At 61.7% G+C, this 19,057-nt stretch carries 20 protein-coding genes; 14 read left to right on the forward strand and 6 right to left on the reverse strand.

Features of this window, described 5'->3' with window-relative positions:
- Positions 1 to 93 precede the first annotated feature (93 nt).
- From RBA95_RS13310 to RBA95_RS13355, 10 genes are all read left to right on the forward strand, one after another.
- Entirely contained in the window at positions 94 to 1,023 is a 930-nt protein-coding gene (locus RBA95_RS13310; RefSeq protein WP_306017361.1) for a sulfotransferase, read from the forward strand.
- Between the two features lie 3 nt (positions 1,024 to 1,026).
- Positions 1,027 to 2,061: a glycosyltransferase family 2 protein gene (locus RBA95_RS13315; RefSeq protein WP_306017362.1), complete on the forward strand. Its 1,035-nt coding sequence runs from the start codon at positions 1,027 to 1,029 to the stop codon at positions 2,059 to 2,061.
- Between the two features lie 79 nt (positions 2,062 to 2,140).
- Entirely contained in the window at positions 2,141 to 2,809 is a 669-nt protein-coding gene (locus RBA95_RS13320) for a type II secretion system protein (protein ID WP_306017363.1), read from the forward strand.
- A complete protein-coding gene (locus RBA95_RS13325; protein ID WP_306017364.1) occupies positions 2,806 to 3,849 on the forward strand; it encodes a type II secretion system protein GspK in 1,044 nt (347 codons plus the stop codon). The genes RBA95_RS13320 and RBA95_RS13325 overlap by 4 nt, the downstream gene beginning before the upstream one ends.
- Positions 3,803 to 4,852: a hypothetical protein gene (locus tag RBA95_RS13330; RefSeq protein WP_306017365.1), complete on the forward strand. Its 1,050-nt coding sequence runs from the start codon at positions 3,803 to 3,805 to the stop codon at positions 4,850 to 4,852. The genes RBA95_RS13325 and RBA95_RS13330 overlap by 47 nt, the downstream gene beginning before the upstream one ends.
- Positions 4,849 to 5,430 carry a hypothetical protein gene (locus RBA95_RS13335; RefSeq protein WP_306017366.1) on the forward strand — a complete coding sequence of 194 codons (582 nt, stop codon included), beginning with the start codon at positions 4,849 to 4,851 and terminating at the stop codon, positions 5,428 to 5,430. The genes RBA95_RS13330 and RBA95_RS13335 overlap by 4 nt, the downstream gene beginning before the upstream one ends.
- A complete protein-coding gene (locus RBA95_RS13340; protein WP_306017368.1) occupies positions 5,427 to 5,915 on the forward strand; it encodes a hypothetical protein in 489 nt (162 codons plus the stop codon). Before RBA95_RS13335 ends, RBA95_RS13340 begins: the two co-directional genes overlap by 4 nt.
- Entirely contained in the window at positions 5,912 to 8,071 is a 2,160-nt protein-coding gene (locus tag RBA95_RS13345) for a secretin N-terminal domain-containing protein (RefSeq protein WP_306017369.1), read from the forward strand. Before RBA95_RS13340 ends, RBA95_RS13345 begins: the two co-directional genes overlap by 4 nt.
- Positions 8,072 to 8,080: 9 nt before the next feature.
- Positions 8,081 to 8,704: a prepilin peptidase gene (locus RBA95_RS13350; RefSeq protein ID WP_306017370.1), complete on the forward strand. Its 624-nt coding sequence runs from the start codon at positions 8,081 to 8,083 to the stop codon at positions 8,702 to 8,704.
- Positions 8,705 to 8,736: 32 nt separating this feature from the next.
- The gene (locus tag RBA95_RS13355) at positions 8,737 to 9,117 is read left to right on the forward strand and encodes a hypothetical protein (protein WP_306017371.1); all 381 of its coding nucleotides are present in this window, start codon (positions 8,737 to 8,739) and stop codon (positions 9,115 to 9,117) included.
- Here RBA95_RS13355 and RBA95_RS13360 read toward each other — a convergent pair.
- Together RBA95_RS13360 and gspG are read right to left on the reverse strand one after the other, a co-directional pair.
- Positions 9,114 to 9,527 carry a Tfp pilus assembly protein FimT/FimU gene (locus RBA95_RS13360; RefSeq protein WP_306017372.1) on the reverse strand — a complete coding sequence of 138 codons (414 nt, stop codon included), beginning with the start codon at positions 9,525 to 9,527 and terminating at the stop codon, positions 9,114 to 9,116. The genes RBA95_RS13355 and RBA95_RS13360 overlap by 4 nt on opposite strands.
- Before the next feature lie 6 nt (positions 9,528 to 9,533).
- Positions 9,534 to 9,968 (reverse strand): type II secretion system major pseudopilin GspG, encoded by a 435-nt coding sequence (gene gspG, locus RBA95_RS13365; RefSeq protein WP_306017373.1) that lies wholly within the window; start codon positions 9,966 to 9,968, stop codon positions 9,534 to 9,536.
- A 163-nt stretch (positions 9,969 to 10,131) separates the two neighbouring features.
- Here gspG and RBA95_RS13370 point away from each other — a divergent pair, with 163 nt between their 5' ends.
- The gene (locus tag RBA95_RS13370) at positions 10,132 to 10,845 is read left to right on the forward strand and encodes a methyltransferase domain-containing protein (protein WP_306017374.1); all 714 of its coding nucleotides are present in this window, start codon (positions 10,132 to 10,134) and stop codon (positions 10,843 to 10,845) included.
- A gap of 15 nt (positions 10,846 to 10,860) precedes the next feature.
- On the opposite strand, the gene RBA95_RS13375 is transcribed toward RBA95_RS13370, so the two are convergent.
- The 4 genes from RBA95_RS13375 to RBA95_RS13390 form a co-directional block, all read right to left on the reverse strand.
- The gene (locus RBA95_RS13375; protein WP_306017375.1) at positions 10,861 to 12,060 is read right to left on the reverse strand and encodes a type II secretion system F family protein; all 1,200 of its coding nucleotides are present in this window, start codon (positions 12,058 to 12,060) and stop codon (positions 10,861 to 10,863) included.
- Between the two features lie 2 nt (positions 12,061 to 12,062).
- The gene (locus RBA95_RS13380; RefSeq protein ID WP_306017376.1) at positions 12,063 to 12,758 is read right to left on the reverse strand and encodes a class I SAM-dependent methyltransferase; all 696 of its coding nucleotides are present in this window, start codon (positions 12,756 to 12,758) and stop codon (positions 12,063 to 12,065) included.
- Positions 12,759 to 12,769: 11 nt separating this feature from the next.
- The gene (locus RBA95_RS13385; RefSeq protein WP_306017377.1) at positions 12,770 to 14,545 is read right to left on the reverse strand and encodes a GspE/PulE family protein; all 1,776 of its coding nucleotides are present in this window, start codon (positions 14,543 to 14,545) and stop codon (positions 12,770 to 12,772) included.
- 164 nt (positions 14,546 to 14,709) lie between these two features.
- The gene (locus tag RBA95_RS13390) at positions 14,710 to 16,116 is read right to left on the reverse strand and encodes a hypothetical protein (RefSeq protein WP_306017378.1); all 1,407 of its coding nucleotides are present in this window, start codon (positions 16,114 to 16,116) and stop codon (positions 14,710 to 14,712) included.
- A gap of 399 nt (positions 16,117 to 16,515) precedes the next feature.
- Between RBA95_RS13390 and rfbC the strand changes: the two genes are divergently transcribed.
- Genes rfbC through rfbD form a run of 3 tightly spaced genes read left to right on the forward strand, consistent with a single transcriptional unit; the run spans position 16,516 to position 19,045 of the window.
- Complete coding sequence (gene rfbC / locus RBA95_RS13395) at positions 16,516 to 17,109, forward strand: dTDP-4-dehydrorhamnose 3,5-epimerase (RefSeq protein WP_306017379.1); 594 nt, start codon at positions 16,516 to 16,518, stop codon at positions 17,107 to 17,109.
- A gap of 2 nt (positions 17,110 to 17,111) precedes the next feature.
- Entirely contained in the window at positions 17,112 to 18,158 is a 1,047-nt protein-coding gene (rfbB, locus tag RBA95_RS13400) for a dTDP-glucose 4,6-dehydratase (RefSeq protein WP_306017380.1), read from the forward strand.
- The gene (gene rfbD, locus RBA95_RS13405) at positions 18,155 to 19,045 is read left to right on the forward strand and encodes a dTDP-4-dehydrorhamnose reductase (RefSeq protein WP_306017381.1); all 891 of its coding nucleotides are present in this window, start codon (positions 18,155 to 18,157) and stop codon (positions 19,043 to 19,045) included. The genes rfbB and rfbD overlap by 4 nt, the downstream gene beginning before the upstream one ends.
- Positions 19,046 to 19,057 lie beyond the last annotated feature (12 nt).

A 19,057-nucleotide genomic window follows, 5' to 3' on the forward strand; every position in this document is an offset into this window, starting at 1 on the left:
ACCTCACAGGTGCAGGGATTGTCCCGGACACGAGAACTGGTAAACAGCGTAACCGCTGTCTACACGCTAACTTCCCAGAATGCACAACCCCTCATGACCACTTCACCTGCCCCCGCCCCCATCTTCATTATCGGCGCCCCTCGGTCAGGGACATCGGTCATGACATGGGCCCTTGGACAGCACCCCAACATCCAGCCCATGCCCGAGACCGTCTGGATCGCCGGCGCCTGCGTCGGCGCGTATCAGGCTTACCTGTCCGGATCGGACCGTGGCAAGTTCTCGCATCTGTCAAATGTGGACTACCCGCTCGACCGGTTTCTTGAACGCAACGGTCTGGCCATCAATCAGATTGTTCATGACGCCTATGACATGCGTCTGGAACAGACCTATGGCGCGGATCGTCATCCCCCGGCGAACTGGCTAAAGCGCGATGACTGGCTGCACCTCAAGCGCTCGGTCGACGATCCCAAGCAGTGCTGGGTCGACGGCACGCCGCTCAACACCTTCTACACCTGGGCGCTGGCGCAAATGTTTCCGGGCGCGAAATTCCTTCATCACATTCGTGCGCCACACAAGGTGATCGCCTCTCTGGAAAAGTTCGACCAGGTCGGCGCTTCGCCGGTACAACGGGCCCAGGGGCTGGACACCTGGTTACGGCACGCCCGTGCGAGTTGGTGGACCGAACAGGCGTTAGGCTCCAAGCGTGTCTACCGGGTGGATTTCAGCCGACTTGAACGCGAGCCCAAGGCGCTCCTGGACGACATTTGCGCTTTTCTGGGCGAAAGCCCGAGCGAGCACTGCCTGAATCCTTTGAACCAACGCCTGAACTCCTCAGGCACTCATGGGGAGGATCTGCGTGACTCCATGGCGGACAAGCTGAAAGGCTTTGCTGAAGCAGAGGCCCTCTACCAAACGATCATGGAAGCGCCGACAGACCTGCCGGGCGGCGATGAAACGGCTGAAGCGGAACTGCGCGCCCTGTTCGAAATGCTCGCGCAGAATCGTCCTCTGGTTGGCGAATAGGCGATGCCGCAGTCCGAGCGCGACACGACAACAGATTCCGTCTCGATCACGGTGATCATTGTCGCGTACAACAGTGGCGATTTCCTTCAACCCTGCATCGATGCGCTGGCGGCCCAAAGCTTCACCGATTTCGAAGCGGTCGTGATCGACAACGCCTCCACGGACGGCGCTGTGGATGCATTGTCGCTTCCCGACAAACGGTTCCGAATTGACCGACCTGGCGCCAATCTTGGCTTTGCCGGAGCCAATAATCGGGCGGCCCGTGCGTCCTCCGCGCCTTTCATCGCCTTGCTCAATCCCGACACGCGCGTGGCGCCGGACTGGCTTGAGCACCTCATGGCGGGCGCAAGCCGCTGGCCGGATTGCCCCGCCTTCGGCTCCACCCAGCTCAGGCTCGACGAACCGGACATTCTGGATGGCGCTGGCGATTCCTGGTTCGCCGGAGGCGTGGCCTGGCGCGCCCTGGAAGGACGCCCCGCACGCGACAATCCGCCAGAAGGCGAAACCTTCGCCCCCTGCGGCGCTGCGGCCTTCTATGACCGGGCGCGCTTTGTGGAGCTGGGCGGCTTTGACGAGCGGTTCTTCTGTTATTGCGAAGATGTCGATTACGGCTATCGCGTGCGTCTGAGCGGGCAGGTCTGCATCCAGATCAAGGACGCCGTCGTCTATCACGCCGGCTCAGGGACGACAGGGCGCGCGTCTGAATTCACCCTGTTTCACGGCCACCGCAACCGGATCTGGGTCTTTTTCAAGAACACGCCAACCGTGCTTTTGCCGGTTCTGACGCCCATTCATCTGGCGATCAATCTGTACCTTTACCTGCGCGCCAATCGCGAACGCCGCGCCTATCTCAGACGCGCATACAGCGCCGCCTGGGCCGGGCTTGGCGCAGTCATGAAGCAGCGCAAGGCCCTCGCGCGTCATCGCACCGGCTCTCTGCGCGCCCTGATCCGAGCCATGATCTGGTCGCCCCTTCTGGTCAGTCGCCGCGGCGCCAAGCTCGACAGGGCCGGACGCCGCATTGTCAGCCGCAGCTGATGGCGACCGGGTTGTGTTGTTCAATCGCTTTATGAGCCATGCTAATCCTCGTCCCAGGGGGCAGGAGAATGGCAACGCGATGACACGGTCGGCTGGATACACGCTCATTGAAGTGCTGATCATGCTGGCTGTAACAGCAATCCTGGCAGCCACAGTGCTGGAAACCGTGCGCGCGTCGGCCGCCAACGGCGTCCGGATCGAACAAGCCGCACGCCAAGCGTCCCAGGACTACATTACCCTGGCCAGCGTCCGCCGGGCTGTTCAGGCCAGCCGAGCCGATTACAACACCAGTGCAGATACGTTTGACGGTGACGAGCAGGGATTTCAGGCCCTGACCAGTTATCCGATCACGCCACAGCGCAGCGGCATCGGCGCGTATGCGCTGCGGCTGGAGAACACCCCGTCCGGAACGAGTCTGGTTTATGTCGAGAATGACCGGAGCTTCACCGTGCAGCACTGGCCGGGGGGCCAGGGGCGGTTTTCATATCTGGTCGAGCAGACAGAGAGCCGAGTTGGGTTCACCCAGCGTAGGGACGCATCCCGGGACCGCGAATGGGTGTCGAGCTGGCCGCAACAGAATACCCTTCGCACCATCCGCACGCAAAGCTATTTCCAGCCGCTCCCCTTGGCCGTCAGGGCCGAAATCGAGATGGCGAATGGAACCCGGCGCATCATGATCTTTGAAATGAGCATTACCGCCCCGCCCCGCCCTCGGGTGCAGGATCTGCTGGGGAGTTTGCCGCAATGACGCAGCGAGACGGCTATGCACTGCCGCTTACCCTGGCGGCGATCATTGTCATCGCTCTGGTGGCGGCCATGGCGGCCGAGCAGGTCAGAAGCTCCACGCAAACAGTCACACGACTATCAGATCAGATGCGGCACCGCACAGACATGATCTCTGCGGAGCAAACGCTGATCTACAATTTGCTCACCGAGCCCATGGGCCGGAGCGGCGTCGCCATGGGACAGGTCTCGGACACAACCTCCCTGATTCTGGGCGGCTCAAACAGCACCCAAGGCGGCGCGATGATACGCGCCAACGGTCAGGCTTACCGCTTCAGCGGGTCCGGCATCGTGGTCCGGCTATACGATGATCAGAGCTTCCTGAACGCCTCGAGCAATGATCCTGCCCATATTACTGACATCTTGACGCTTTATGGTGTTCCAGAGCCGCAACACGAACGCCTGATCGCCGCCTTGCGCGACTACCAGGATGAGGATGACCTGCGAACGCTGGCAGGCGCCGAGGCTCAGGATTATGAAACCGAAGGCTTGCCCCGCAACGAACCCCTTCGCGATGTGGTCGAGTTATGCGCCGTGCAATACTGGGGTGAAACCCAGGTCTGCGAAGATGCGGGCCGCATGCTGTTGACCCTTCGGGCGCGCACATCGGACCGGCTCAGTCCAATGCTGACTTCAGAAGCGATGATCGACCTGATGCTCGCGGACGAAGACCGTGAAACCGTTCTGGAAACCTTCCGCCTCTATGCACAAGGACAATATTCCAATTTCGGGCAGATCGGCCAAGGCCGACTTGATCAGCTGAGAGACCCGCTCAGCACGATCACCAATCCGGGTCCATTCCTGACGCTTGTGACCCACACATCAGACGGCGCCACAGCCCAGCGCACCGTCATCGAGCTCACCCCAAACAGCCTCATCTCGCCCTTTGTTGTTCACAGCAAGTACGCTATTGGGGGTGAGTATTCGCAAAATATCTTGCGTATCGAGAGTATTGAAGATGTCGCGCCGCTTCCCCAATCGCCCTCTATCCCGGCTGAGCGCTAAAGACGGCGTACACCGCAGCGGCACGCCCCTCCAGCGCCTGGTGCTGGGCGAGCGTCTGATTGTCAGCCGCGCCCTCTGTCATTTTGAAACCATGCCGCTTCCCCCCGGAAGCCAGAGCCTGCATCGGTACGAGGCCGCCAAGCTGAGCGCCAAGGCCCGAACGCCCATCAACGACCCGGACTTCTATTTCGACTGGGGAGCGGACCGGATAGGAATCTGGAGCTGGCCCAAGTCGCTTTCGGACGATCTTGCCGATTTTGAAGGTGAGATCCTGCCTGAAACCGTGCTGCACCCGCCCATGGAGCGCGGCGTCCGTCTGGTTGCAACACTGGACGGCGTTGAGGGGCAGGTCTGGCGCGAGGGTCAGATGACCGCCAGTCGTTGGTGGCCGCAAAGCCCTGCGCCCTCTGACTGGTTCGGCTTTTTGCGCGTATCCCGGGAAACCGAATTCGGACAGGACGTCCCTGAGCCGATTGTCCCCACACTGAGGTCCAGTCCGGTCCACGCCCAACCCTATACGGCGCTCGTCGACCGGATTCGCGCCATAAAGGCGCGCGATCTTGCAGCATTGGCCATGATCACGCTGGCTGTCCCCGGCCTCTTCCTGATTGGTCAATGGGCGCAGTTGAGCCGAACCGAAGCGGCGGTTTCTGCTGAGCTGGCGGAGCTGTCTGAACAAACAGCCGAAATCAGCGCAGCGCGGCAGAATGCTCAGCAAGCGAGCAATGAGCTGGCTGCTTACGCGCAAGCCTTGAACCAGCGCCATCCCGCCGCTCTGCTCGCCAGCGTCAGTGAAGAACTTGCACGTTTTTCCATTCGTCTGGATGCGTTCGAGCAAACCGAAACCGGCCTCACACTCGTCCTGCACGCCAGCAATGATTTCGCGCCGGAGTCGCTCGTGCGAGCGATGGAGAACAATCCGTTGATGAACAGCGCCAGCCTGGAGCCCGGTCGCGGAGCCGGAGAATGGATTCTCACCGCTCAGCTGGAGGACGGGCAATGAGTTCAGCCGCCTTGTCCAAACTGCGAGCCGAGCTGAAAAGCCAGGCGACGCCCCGGGCCATGGTCGGCCTGGCCGCGCTGATCCTTATTGTCTCCATCTGGGCCCTGGGAGAGCTGAGCGCCTCGGTGAGCAATTTGCATCAAAATGTCGAGGAACTCGAACGCGCCCGCCGGCTGGAGCAAAGTCTGGTGAACGACCAGGGGTGGCTGGATCAGGCCGGCGACATTCAGGCGCGCCTGTCACAGACACAGGACAGCTTCTGGAGCGGCTCGACCAACGGTATTGTCGCCGCCCAGCTACAAGGGGCTGTTGAGCGCGCGGCTCGCAATGCAGGCCTGTCGCGTGTGCGGGTCAATGTGACCGGCACGCCGGACGCCTTGGGCGAGCAAGCCAGCCTGTTCGAAATTTCTCTGACAGCACGCGATTCTGATGGCCAGTTCCTGGCCTTCTTCCAGGAACTGGGCCGGGCTGAGCACCAGATCATGATATCGCGCTTCAACTGGCGGCGCCCCAATGGCGCACTCGATGTCCGTCTGGTCGCTCCCGCGCGTATAGCCGAGGCAGGGCCAGCGTCATGACCGCACGTTTTCGCTTCTGGCTTGCCGCAATCGCCTGCCTGGTCGCGCTTTTCAGCGGCTGGCTCACCAGCGTCTCGCAGAATGACACGCCGCCGACCGGTCGCAGAGCCGGCCTCGCGATTCCGCAATTGACGGCCTCCACCGATATCGACCGTTACGTCCAGGCGGTCTTTGACTCAAATCTGTTCCCAGATGTCGAGTTACGTGAAGACGCAACAGCCGCCACAGCCGCTGGCGGCCCGCAAACGGTTGAAGAGCTGGAACAGTCCTTGCGGGACCCCTCCCTCTCCGCGTTGGTGAAACGGGAAGACGCATGGCGCATCATTCTCTATGGTGTCAGAGAGGGGGCGCAGATGCGCGAAGTCGGCGACCAGCTTTCAGACGGCTGGGTCATCCAGAACATTGATTCAACGACGGTCCTTCTCATCAAGGGTGAGCAAACTCGCCGCATAGAAGTTTTCAAGGCGGAGCCTGACACACAATGAACGCTCTTCGTATTTCACTGGCCTGCGCCACGGCGCTGTTCACTGTGAGCTGCGCGACGCAAACCGGGTCGAATCGTCCGCAATGGCTCTCCTTGCCGGATACTGTCATCACCCAGAACGAGACGACGTCTTCAGCGGAAGGCGAGAACACGGATGTCATGACCGCTCAGGTTCAGGAGGGGCCGACAGTCGTCCGCAATACCGTCCCGACCCTGCGCAATTCACGATCTGGCGAGTCCAGCGCGGATCAACAACGCGCCGCGCTGCCTGACACGCGGATCAATGTCACGCTGCCGCCTCAGCCTCTGCCGACCTTCATCAACACCGTCTTCGGCGATGTTCTGGAACAGCCCTTCAGCATGGGCCCGAATGTGGCGGACAGGACGGAAGTCATTTCGCTGAGAAGCGTCAATGACATGCCCGCTGACACATTCCTGACTCTCGTGGAGCAGGCCCTGCAGGATTACGGGCTGGGCGTCACGTATAATCAGGGGCTGTACCGGATCATCGAGCTGGCGGAACTGCGCGCTCAGATGCCGCGCTTCATCCGGGCTCGGGCCCACAGCAATGTACCTTCCGATCTGCGTCCGGTTGTCCAGTTCGTCGAGTTGCAGGCCATCGATTCTGCGGACATGCAGCAGATCCTGGAACAGGCTTTCCCCGATCGCGATGTTCTGACCATCAATTCCAATCGCAGCCTGAATACCGTCACGCTCAGCGGGCTGGCTGAAGACGTGAACGCCGCCATGTCCATCATTCAGCAAATGGATGAGTTGCGCTTCGCCGGCACCCAGGTTGTCACGGTCAGCCTGCGCAATTGGGAGGCGCCGGAATTGGCCACAGCCATGGGCAACATCCTGACCCTGGAAGGCTATAGTGTCGGGGTTGGTGTGAACACGCCTCGGTCCCTGACTCTGTTGCCTCTGAATTTCACCAACCAGATCATGATCTTTTCGTCGTCACGGAATCTGGCTGATCATGCGCTGGCTCTGGCGGTGCGCTTGGACAGGGAAGCCTACAACGCCGAAGTGCGTAGCGCACATGTCTATCAGGCCCAGAACACCGAAGCGTCGGCCCTGGCTGAGATCGTGGCTGGCGTGATGGGAGTTTCGCCCAGCACAGGAGGTGGAGGTCAACGCAATGCCTCCAGCACTGACAGTGAAAGCGAGGAGTCTTCAGGAGGCTCTGTTACGCGTTCGTACGAGAACATCACCGTCGACGAGCAAGGTAATCGCGTCATCTTCTTTGGCACACAGGCGGAGTACGATCAGTTCGTGAACCTGGCGCGTCAACTGGATACGCCTGTCCCTGAAGTAATGATCGAAGTGACCATCGCCGAGGTCACGCTGACCGACGACTCCTCATATGGCCTCGACATCCTGTTTGATTCAGACGCTGTTCCCGGTTTCAGGGCTGAACTGTCCAGTGACGGGGTCTTCTCCGGCACCGTGGAGACCGGCCAGGTCACGCTGGACGGCAATGCGAACTCAGGCAGCAACCAGATCAATGTGCTGTCCACACCCCGCATTGTCGCGCGCTCTGGCACCGAGGCCACGGTTCAGGTCGGCACGGATGTTCCCATCATTACGTCCCAACGCGCCGCGAACACCCAGTCCGGCGGTTCTACAGACGTTCTGCAAACCGTCCAGTACCGCAGTACGGGCGTCCTTCTGAGCGTCACACCCCGCGTCTACAGCGGAAACCGCATTGATCTTGAAATCGCCCAGGAAACCAGCGCGGCTGAAGCCAATAGCGACTCCTCCATCACCAGCCCGCTCATCTCGACCCGTACGCTGAACTCCCAGCTGTCCTTGCAGGACGGTCAAACGGCAGTGCTGGGCGGCCTGATCGAGAACCGCTTTACCCGGGGCAATAACGGCGTTCCGCTGCTCAAGGACGTGCCCATACTGGGTACGCCGTTCCGTAGCGAAACCCTGAACGCCACCCGCACCATGCTGGTCGTGCTGGTCACGCCCTTCGTGCTGGACACACGCAATGACCGCCAGCAGGTCGTCGATACGCTCGTGCGCGCTCTGAATACAGGATTCCAGAACCAGACGCGCCCGAACGGCACTTTGCTGCCGCCCAACGAGCCGTTCCAGATCAGGGCGGCTGGCGGGGTCGACGAGACGCCTTCAGAGTCTGACGACACCTAGGGACCGGCCATGAGCGGACTGAGCGCGCTTGCTCTGGCTGCCGGCGTCCTTGGCGGCCTGATGGCGCTCTGGGTCGATCAGGCCGTAACACGCCGGCAGTCAGACACGTTCAACAGCGTCAGTTTGGCGGTCTGCGCCGGCTTCGGGCTAGCAGTCGGCCTCCTGTCGCACCTGACCCTGCAGACGCCGCTCCTGACGGGGGCGGCCCTGGCGGCATCCACCGCCTTGGCGGTCGCGGTGAGCACCGATTTGCGGTTCGGCCAGCTATCGGACCTGACCAGTCTGATCATCGCCGTGGCGGCCATGTTCGCCGCTCCGATCCTGACCCCCGGCCTGACCCGCCTGGATATGGTCATCGCTGCAGCATTGGCGGCAGGCATCCTTCTTCTGGCAGGTCTTTACGGGCGGTTGCGGCGCGGAGAGATGGGGCTGGGATCTGGTGATATCTTGCTGGCGGGCGCACTCGGCTTGTGGTGCCCACCCCAGCTCGCCGCCCTCAGCGTCGCGCTCGGCGCCGGTTTTACGTTGGCTGCAGGCGTTGTCATGGGCGCGCGAAACCAGACACGTCTGCCCTTTGGCCCCGGACTGGCGGCTGGTTTCGCGCTCGGCATTATTCTAGACAGGGTTTTATGACACGGATCCGCACGCGGCCTGGCTTTTCCATCATGGAGACACTGGTCGCAATCGCCCTTCTGGCGATTGCGGTCATACCGCTTTACGCGTTCCAGCAGACGCTGGCGAACACGGCCGCGCGCCTTCAGACCGCCTCAGAGCTCCTGGATGCCCAGGAAAGCGCCTTGGCTGTTCTGCAGACCATAGACCCCATCGCCCAGCCCAGTGGTGAAATGGATCTGGGGGAATGGCGGTTGAGCTGGCAAAGCCGTGAGTTGGCCTCCGAACGACCTGCCGACGGGTTCCTGGGAAACAGCATCTGGGGCGTAGGCCTCTATGAGATAGACGCCACGCTGGAACGCGGCGACACGCGCCACGAAATCCGGTTTCGACGGACCGGCTGGGTCCAGGTCCGCGATCCGGTCCGCTTCTAGAACTGCGCTCCGCGTTCTATCGCGCACGCACCCTCGGAAACCTGCAGATTCCAACGCCGTCCCCCCGGGGACTCCACGATGATGCGGCCCGGCGTGCAATACCCGCTCGGACTCACCATAATCTCTTGGCCGGTCTCCAGGCGCCAGCCTTCAGGCGTCTTGTCCAGCAAGCGCGCCTGAATGGCGTCGGATGGAACAGATCGGCTCTCGATAAAGGCCTCGGCTCGTATCGCGCTGACTTCGGTCACAAGACCGCGCACGACCTGTCGGGCCTGTTGACCAGCGATCATGCTGGACACAGACGGACCGCTGAGCGTGACGGCGATCCCGAGGATCGCCACCACCACCATGACCTCGAGCAGGGAATAGCCCGGCCGCAAATGCGAGAGGGCGCGTCGAGGCCCGGACATCACAACCTAAAGACCGATATCGCTATCATTGCCGGAGCCGCCTTCTTCGCCATCAGCGCCGTAAGAGAAGACTTGCCCGCGCTGGGAACCGCTACCGACGCGATATTGATAGGGGCGTCCCCATGGGTCTTCGGGCAGACCGCCATCCAGATACGGCCCCGCCCACATGCCGGAGACGGAATCGGTCGGAGTCTGCAACAAGGCCAGCCCCTCTTCCTGTGTCGGGTAACGACCAATATCGAGACGCATGGTGTCCAGAGAGGTTTCGATCATACGGATCTGGGTCTGCGCCGCCGTCACTTTCGATCGATCCAGATACCCGAAGAGATTGGGCGCCACCAAAGTCGCCAGCACCGCAATGATCGCGACAGCGATCAGGACTTCCATCAGGGAGAAACCTTCGCGCGTGCGGGGCTTGAAGCGGCGAATGTGACGGATCATGAGCACACCTCGTGCATGACTAAATCGAGCGAAGGCGGCCTCCCTCGCCATATGGCGCAAGCATATCACTCGCCTAACAAGCAATGAAAGACTCAAGTGCGGTTTCATCGGTTTCCGACGGACCAAGGCGCTGATATAGCTCTTGAACCTGAAGGAGCCGCCCATGACCCGTCATCTGTCCGCAACAGACGCCAACGCCCTCAAGCCAGGCGATGATCATTATCGCGCCTATGTCGGGCCGCCCGGCCGGTACGGACTTCTGGGCTTGTTGCAAATGAACCTGCTCACAGCGCTCGGCCTGGAAGAAACCGATACAGTGCTGGATTTCGGCTGCGGCTCGCTGCGTCTGGGTCGGATGCTGATCCCCTTCCTGCTCCGCGGCGGATATTACGGGATAGAACCGCACGACTGGCTGATCCAGGACGGTTTCACCCACGAAACCGGAGGGCAGCTGCGCACGCTGAAAGCGCCCCTGTTCTCCAACGACGCCAACTTTGACTGCACGGTTTTCAACACGCGCTTCGACTTCATCATGGCGCAGTCGATCATCACCCATTCAGGCCCGGACCAGACCGCCAAGCTGATCCAGACCGCCGGTGAAGCCCTGAAAGACGATGGCCTGTTCCTGTTCAGCTTCATCCTGGGCGAAGACGATACGCCCTTGCCGCAAGCCGACTGGACCTATCCGCACAACGTGCCCTACCCCAAACCCTGGCTTGAGCAGCAGTGCGCCAAGAGCGATCTGACGCTGAAGTTGATCAACTGGCACCACCCCGGGGCCACTTGGGCCGCGATTGCGCGCAATCCCCAACGCCTGGACGCCATTTCCGAGGATATGGGGCTGGCGGGCAAACCGCTCGACCGCTGGCGCGCCTGACACGCCGCAAGGCGGCTAGATCGCAATCTCGTAGATGCTGGTCATCGCCATGACCAGGCTGATCACGATCGTGCCCACAACGGCCGCAATGAACAAGATGGCGGCCGGCTCGGCCATAGAGGTGAGACGCTTGGCGCGATTGCGCGATTCTTCTTCGTAGATGTCGGCGATGAAGAGCAGCATCTCATCCAGGCTGGCTGAAGACCGACCGGTTCGCACCAGATTGATCGTCATGGAATCAAACCCGGCATGAGTCTTCAGGGCCGCATCAATCGGCTCACCCGAACGAATGGCGCGCCGGGCTTCTTCGAGCCCCTGCTTGCGTCGAGCTGAATTCACCGACGATTCCGCCAGCACCAGCGCATCCACCAGCGGGGCGCCGCCAGACAGAGCCGTACCGCAGGTCCGCGCCCAACGCGCCACTTCCGACGCCGCCAGGAAGCTGCCCACCACCGGCATGCGATACATCATTTCAGACACGCTCTTGCGCACCGTGGCGTTGCGCGACAGGGCGAACACGATGGCTACGCCCCCAACGACAATCAGGCCTGTCTGAACCACATTCTCGCTCATGAAGACGCCGGTCTCGATAACCCAGCGCGACAGAGCTGGCAGAGCACTGCGGTCATCGCCCAGAAGATTGGCGAAGCGCGGCACCACGAACAGGAAGATCAGGACGATGGCGAGCAGGCCGACGACCGCGAGGAATGCCGGATAGGACAGCGCGTTCCGGATTTCGGTTGCAGCCTTGAGATCATGCTCCATCTGTGCGGCGATATCGGCGAGCGCCTTGGGCAGCTGCCCCGTGGCCTCTCCCAGTTCGACAAGCCGCGGCGCATACTCAGGCAAGTCCGCGAACCCTTCACGCATCGCCGTGGACAACTGAGCGCCCGAACGCAGGTCCTGACGCACTTTCAGGGCCTGCTCCGCCAGATCCTGGCAGGGTTCGTCCGCACTGAGCGAATCAAAAGCGTCCAGCAGCGGCGTACCGGCCTTGAGCAGCACTGACAGCTGTCGCATGAAGCGGAAACGGTCCTGCGGACGCGCTTTCTTCCGATCATATTTTCGGGGTTCGAGCCCGGCCTCGCTCAGCTTGAAGGGCGCGATTTTCTGCCCTTCGAGCTGGCGCAGGGCCTCCACTTCATCCGCCGCGGTCAGCCGGCCATCCACCTCGGCGCCGTCTGCATTCAGGCCACGATACAGATAGGTGGGCATGATCAGTCCTGGCCGGTTTCACGAATGAACAGCGCCATGCGCTGGTCACGCGGATGATCCCAGCGCCCCATCACATTGAGCCGCCAACCGGACGGCGTCGCACCGCTGAGCGCCGCCAGGGTGGTGTCATAGGGATCTCGATCGGGATGAGTGACGACGCCGCCCGGCTCATGGGGCAAGGGCGCAGCAGGATCCGCATCATCAGGCCGCTCGAAATAGGTGACATAGAACCGCCCCCCCTCTGTAAAGACGGGACGCAGTGCGGTCAGACAATCGGTCAGCCGAGTGATCGGCATGTGCGTAAAGACCGATTGGGCGATGCCATAGTCAAACTTCACACCGAAGCCGGTCGCATCGAAGTCCGCGTTCGCCGCGAGATTCGAGCGCGGCAGCTTTGCCTCAAGGCCCGCCGGAACGATTTCGCGCTCATATCCGGCGACCAGGAGGTCAGGACTGATATCGACGCCATAATAGCGTTGCGCATCCAGATACTCGGTCAACGGAACCCCTGCCCGCAGGGACCCACAGCCCATATCAATGAAGCGGTGCTCGGGTTTCAGTCCCTGAGACAGCAGGAATTGTTTCTGAAGCGCGCCCAGCTCATCCCACATGCCGCCAATCACCGCACGATGATGGCCATCCGCGACGGCTTTCTTCATGTTCTCAAGAGCGTCGTAATGGCTGTATTGCGCACTCATGTCTTTCCCCCTCAGGCCTTGACCTGTCGCCGGACCTGACCGGCGCCCAGAACCCGCAAGACCTCACCGATTGATGTCACGCCTCGAGAGGCCTTGATCAGGCCGTCTTCCAGCATGGTGAGGTATCCATCCTGCCGTGCGGCTGCGAGAAGTCCGGCGGCGTCCGCACCTTCATTGATCGCACTGCGCAGAGCTGGCGTGACCCGCGCGGCCTCGAACACGGCCACTCGGCCTGAATAGCCCTGCCCGCCGCAATGGTGACAGCCATCCGCCGTCCGCCAGTTCGCCCCCTTCGCAGGCAGCCCGTTGGCGCCATCGGCGCGCGCCTCGGCGATCATGCGATCCCCGAGCGCGATGTCGTCGGGGTTGGCGGGACGGGCGCAGTGTTCACACAGACGGCGCACCAGACGCTGTCCCATAAGCCCGCGCAAGGCGGAAGACACCAGGAAGGGCTCAACGCCGAGATCGATGAGACGCTCGATCGCAGCGAGTGCGGAATTGGTGTGCAGGGTGGAGAGCACAAGGTGGCCGGTCAGCGCCGCCTGCGCCGAGATGGAGGCGGTTTCCCCGTCCCGGATCTCACCGATCATGATGACGTCGGGGTCCTGACGCAGAATGGCGCGCAGCCCCTTGGCGAAGGTGTACCCAATCTCGGACCGCGCCTGGACCTGTGTGATGCCGGCCATGTCATACTCGACCGGGTCTTCGATCGTGATGATCTTGCGCTCACCGTCATTGACCAACTCAAGACCGCGATAAAGCGTGGTGGACTTGCCCGAGCCTGTCGGTCCCGTGACCAGAATGACGCCATTGGGCTCGGCGATCAGATCCTCGAACACGCGCATGGCGTTTCCATCCAGCCCCAACCCCTCCAGGCTGGGCAGTTCCTGCTGCTTGCGCAGGAGGCGTAGAACCAGGCTTTCCCCCCAGGCGCCGGGCAGGGATGAGACACGCAAATCAATATCCTGGCCGGCAAAGCGGACAGATTGCCGCCCGTCCTGAGGCAGTCGACGTTCTGCAATGTCCATATTGGACAAGAGCTTGATGCGACTTGCGACAGCGTCAAAGCGGGCGCGCGGCAGAGTCTGCATCTGGTGCAGCACGCCATCGACCCGAAACCGGATCTGGAAATGGCTTTCAAACGGCTCGATATGGATATCAGAGGCCCGACGCTGCAGCGCGTCTTCGAAAACGCCATTCACGAAGTCGATGACCGGCGCTTCCTCGGCCATTTCGCGCAAACGCTGGGCGTCATCCAGATCGTCCCGCGATTGCACCCGCCCCGCCGAACGCAGCGCCGACAGAGCACTGTCGAGCAAGCGATTCGGTCCCAGCACCACCTGGACAGGTCCGGACGCGCTGCGTGACAAGGTCTCGTGCAGGGCGGGATCCAACGGGGCCCGAGAGAAGACAAAGAGCGGCCGGGAGAGATCGGTCTGTGCAGGCACGCCCTCTGCCGGGTCCGGCTCATCCACCGCAGGCTCTCCGGGCTCATGCCAGAGCACCGTGTCGTGCAGTAACAACCAGTCCACAGAGACGCCGAGCGTTCGCGCCGCCTGATGGTATTGCAAAGGCGATTGCGGCAGTTGGTCCGGGGACAGGACAGGCAGATCCAGCTGATCGGACAGTGCGCTCAGCAACATGTCTTCCGACACTGCGCCCAGGCGCAGCAGGGCTTGCCCGAACAGGGCGCCGATCTCGTCCTGATAGCGGGCTGCACGGTCCAGATCGACTGGAGTGACAAAGCCTCGTTCCAGCAGAATGTCGCCAATCCGACGGTGATCCATTCTTCCACCCGCAGTTCATCGGACCGCTTCGGTCCCGTGCGCGCCAAGCATACTGCATCTGGTCTGCGGCGAAAGCCGCGCCCCTCAGCCAACCGGCTTTCAGACAAAAAGAAAGGGCGGCCGAAGCCGCCCTTTCCATCCAATTGATCCGAAGATCAGAAGGATTAGCCGCCAATCGGCGTAGCGCCGACAGCGTAATCGGTGGTGTTTTCAGACACGACACCATTGGTGACCATGAAGCGACGGACGCTCACGCCAGCTGCTTCAAAAGAGAAGGAAACATCAGCGCGGCCGAAGGCAGAGCCCACAGCAGCTTCGATGTCAGCTTCGGTCATGATGAGCTCACCGTTGGTCAGCGTGCCAGCCGGGGTCACCACGTACTCTCCGTCCACGTCAGCGGTGGAGTTAGCGAGGGTCACGCGGATGGTCGGCAGGGTAGCGCCGAGGCCAGTTGCGCGGAACACGTTCGAGGTGGCGGCGGCAGAGTCACCGACCCACTCGAAAAGAGCAGTGTTGGAGCCTTCACGCACGACGTCACCAACAGTCGCGCCCAGCACGTCATCGACGTTCAGGTCAGAACCAGTGGCTTCGTCAAACGTCAGGTCAGCAGTGATGTCCTGGTTTGCGATCGCCGCCGGGGTGGTGGTGTCTGCAACCAGTGAAACATCAACACCAAGAGCGGCAGAAAGAGCGGTCAGATCAGCATTGGTCAGAGCGAAAGTGGCTTGACCATTGGCATCGAGATTTTCAGTGCCAATACCCGCCAGGGTCACGCTCGCGATACCGGCCGGAGACGGCACGGTCACGACCAGTTCAGCACCGTCAAATTGAGCTGCCGTTGCAGTGTCGAAAGGAACCGAAGCGCCGCCGACAGAGACAGAGTAGGTGGTTGCGCCGCCATCAACGTCATCCACCCGAAGATTGCCGACAACGTCGGTCGTCGAGCTACCATCGAACAGCTCATAGCTGTCATCGAGTTCAGGCACTGCGGTACCTGCCGTGAAGGTCACGTCGAGTGAATTACGGGCAGTGTAGAAGTCCTGAGTCGCGGGAGCAACTGCCGCATTGTAGTCGCCCGATGCGAGCACGGTTCCAGTTGAAGCCAGTGCCAGCTCGTAGGAGACGTTGCCGACACCTTCGATATCGACCGGCAGAGTGAAGCCGATGGACGAACCGAGACAGTTGTTAGGATCAAAAGATGCATCGCTGGTGAAGGTAACAGTCGTACCCCCATTGGAACCACCAGCAGAGATGTTCAGGTTACAAGAGGCCAGCGGGGTGGCAGGCGTGAAGTTGGAACCACTCAGAAAAGTCGAGAAGGACAGACCACCATCGACGGTGAGCGTGATGTTGATATCATCAGTCACGCCCAGTGCATTGATCGCAGTAATGTCGGCTGCGCTCAGCGTAATGCTCAGTTCGTCTTGGTATGCAGCGGCAGACAGGTCGACCTGGGAAGCAAATTCCACAGAGTTGTCACCATCGGTGTCAGCAACGACCAGTTGGGCGTTCGCGGCACCGGTGAGAAGAGCCGCAACAGCGACGCCAGTGAGAAGTTTAGTCAGTTTCATCTGGGTATCCCCCAATTGATTAGCCATGGCTGTTCAGCGCCATGGGGCCAAACATGAATTTGTCGTGCTCCTGCAGAGAACACGGTTTCACGCCCCCCTCAAGCGAGGCGCCGAACGATGCGGAGTAAAGGCGAGGGGTGGCATAGGTGTCAACCGTTTATTCGCCCGCTCCGTGTACATGGACCCAACATACGCCCCCGAAATTTCATGTGTTACTTTCACGCAACGGCAGACATTTACAGTAACTCAAATGCGGGTTCATGCACCACGGTGATAGGGCGGACAGGGTTAACGAGGCGCTAGCGCCCTGCATTAATCGCGCCTTATATTTCCAATGGGTTTGCACAAGCCTCAGCTTGGGGTAGGTCCAAGCCTCTTCAGGCTTTAGTCGGCGCCGCAATGACATTTGATACATTTCCAGAGTTTGATCTCCAGTCACGACCGCAAACGAACGGACCGCTCGTGGTCACCCCGGCGCGCTTTGGCGATTCGCGCGGTTGGTTCAGCGAAAGCTATAACCGCCGTCGGCTGGCCGAGGCGGGCTTTGATGTCGCGTTCGTGCAGGACAACCTGTCCTTCTCCGCCCACAAGGGCACGCTGCGCGGGCTGCATTACCAGTCCCCGCCCCACGCCCAGGGCAAGCTGGTGGGCGTGATGACCGGCGCGATCCGGGACGTGGTCGTGGACATTCGTGAAGGCTCTAAGTCTTACGGCCGGTGGGCCGCGGTCGAGCTGAGCGAGGACAACGGCAAGCAGCTCTGGGTCCCGCCCGGTTTCCTGCATGGATTCGTGACCCTGTCCGACAATACCCGGGTTGCCTACAAGGTGACGGACTATTACTCGAAAGAGCATGATGGATCGGTGGCGTGGAATGACCCCGATCTGGGCGTCGACTGGGGGGTGGACGATCCGATCCTGTCGGACAAGGACGCCGCCGCCCCGCGCCTGAAAGAAGTCGCCCCGCTCTTCCCGGCGGGATGGGATGGAGCGTAGGCATGCGGGTTATAGTGACGGGCGGATCGGGCTTTATCGGCTCCGCCCTGGTGCGGCGGCTGGTGCTGGAAACCGGCTGGCAGGTGCTCAATCTGGATGCTCTGACCTATGCGGCCTCCCCCGCCTCCCTGGCGGATATTGCGGATCACCCCAATTACGACTTCCTGCACGCCGACATTCGCAATGCCGAGGCGGTTGAGCAGGCGTTCGAGCGGTTCGAACCGGACGCCGTGATGCATCTGGCGGCGGAAAGCCATGTGGATCGCTCCATCACCGGCGCCAAGGATTTCGTCGACACCAATGTGCTGGGCACCTTCACCCTGCTGGAGGCGGCGCGCGCCTATCGCGACAAACGCGGACAGGCAGCGGACGACTTCGCCTTCCTGCATGTATCGACCGATGAAGTGTTCGGCTCGCTGGGCGCTGAGGGCAAGTTCTCCGAAGAGACGGCCTATGACCCGTCCTCGCCCTATTCCGCGTCCAAAGCCGCATCCGATCATCTGGCGCGGGCCTGGGGCCGGACCTATGGGCTGGATGTGCGCGTCTCCAACTGCTCGAACAATTACGGACCGCGCCAGTTTCCCGAGAAACTGATCCCGCTGATGATCCTCAAGGCGCTTTCGGGCGAGGCGCTGCCCGTTTATGGCGACGGCTCGAATGTGCGCGACTGGCTGCATGTTAACGACCATGCCCGCGCGCTTGAAATGGTGGTCTCCCACGGTCAGGCCGGACACACCTATTGCATTGGCGGCGACGCCGAGCGGACCAATCTTGAGGTCGTCACCGCGATCTGTGACCGGCTCGACGCCATCCGCCCCGCCGAAACCGCACGGCAGGCGCAGATCCAGTACGTCACCGACCGCCCGGGGCATGATCAGCGCTACGCCATCGACGCCAGCACGATCAAATCCCAGCTGGGCTGGACGCCCTCTGTCAGCTTTGAAGATGGGCTGGCCCAAACCATCGACTGGTATCTCGCGCATGAAGACTGGTGGCGGCCCATTCTGGACAAGACCTATCAGGGCGAGCGTCTCGGGCTCAGCGCATGAGCCGCGCCCCTGCTGACAGCCTGAAACCGATCCTGGTGATCGGACGGTCCGGACAACTGGCCCAGGCGCTTGTCCAGGCAGACCCGGACCTTCTGGCGTGCGGGCGTGACCAGTTTGATCTGGCGCAGGACGATCCCGCAGCGTTGCTGGACGCCCATGCGCCGTTCGCGGTCATCAACGCCGCCGCCTATACAGATGTCAATGGCGCTGAAGCCGATCCGGAAGGCGCCCAGGCGCTCAATTGCACCGGGCCGGCGCGCCTGGCCTCGGCCTGCAAGGCGCGGGGCATCCGCTTTCTGCACGTCTCGACCGACTATGTCTTTGATGGCGCGCCCGGCGCAGCCCCCTACAAGGAAAGCGCGCGCACCCACCCGCTCAATGTCTATGCCCGCAGCAAGCGCAATGGCGAGGATGCGGTGATGACCGCCAATCCGGATGCGCTGATCCTGCGCGCCGCATGGATCTTTGACGCGCGTGGCGGCAGCTTTCTCAATGCCATCCTGAACCGGCTGGACAATGGACTGCCCCTCAAGGTCGTCCATGATCAGATCAGCACGCCGACCTGGGCGCCGGACCTGGCGCAGGCGCTGCTCGCCCTGGCCCAGCGTGATGTGATGCCGGGCGGACTGTATCACTTCAGCGGCGGCGACGCGGCCAGCTGGTACGACTTCGCCAAGGCTGCGATTGCATTGTCGCATGAGCGTCTGCCGGTGGAGCCTGTGATTGACCCGGTGGATTCCAGCGCCTTTCCGCAACCCGCTCAAAGGCCGCTCGATACGCGCATGGACGCACAGGCCTTGCTCAAGGCAACCGGGATCGGCCCCGGAGACTGGCGCGCGGGCTTGCCTGAGGTGATCGCCCGGCGCTATGAGCAGCGCAAAGAATAAGTGAGCTAGCGC

Source organism: Oceanicaulis sp. MMSF_3324 (genome assembly GCF_030733545.1).
Classification (GTDB): domain Bacteria; phylum Pseudomonadota; class Alphaproteobacteria; order Caulobacterales; family Maricaulaceae; genus Oceanicaulis.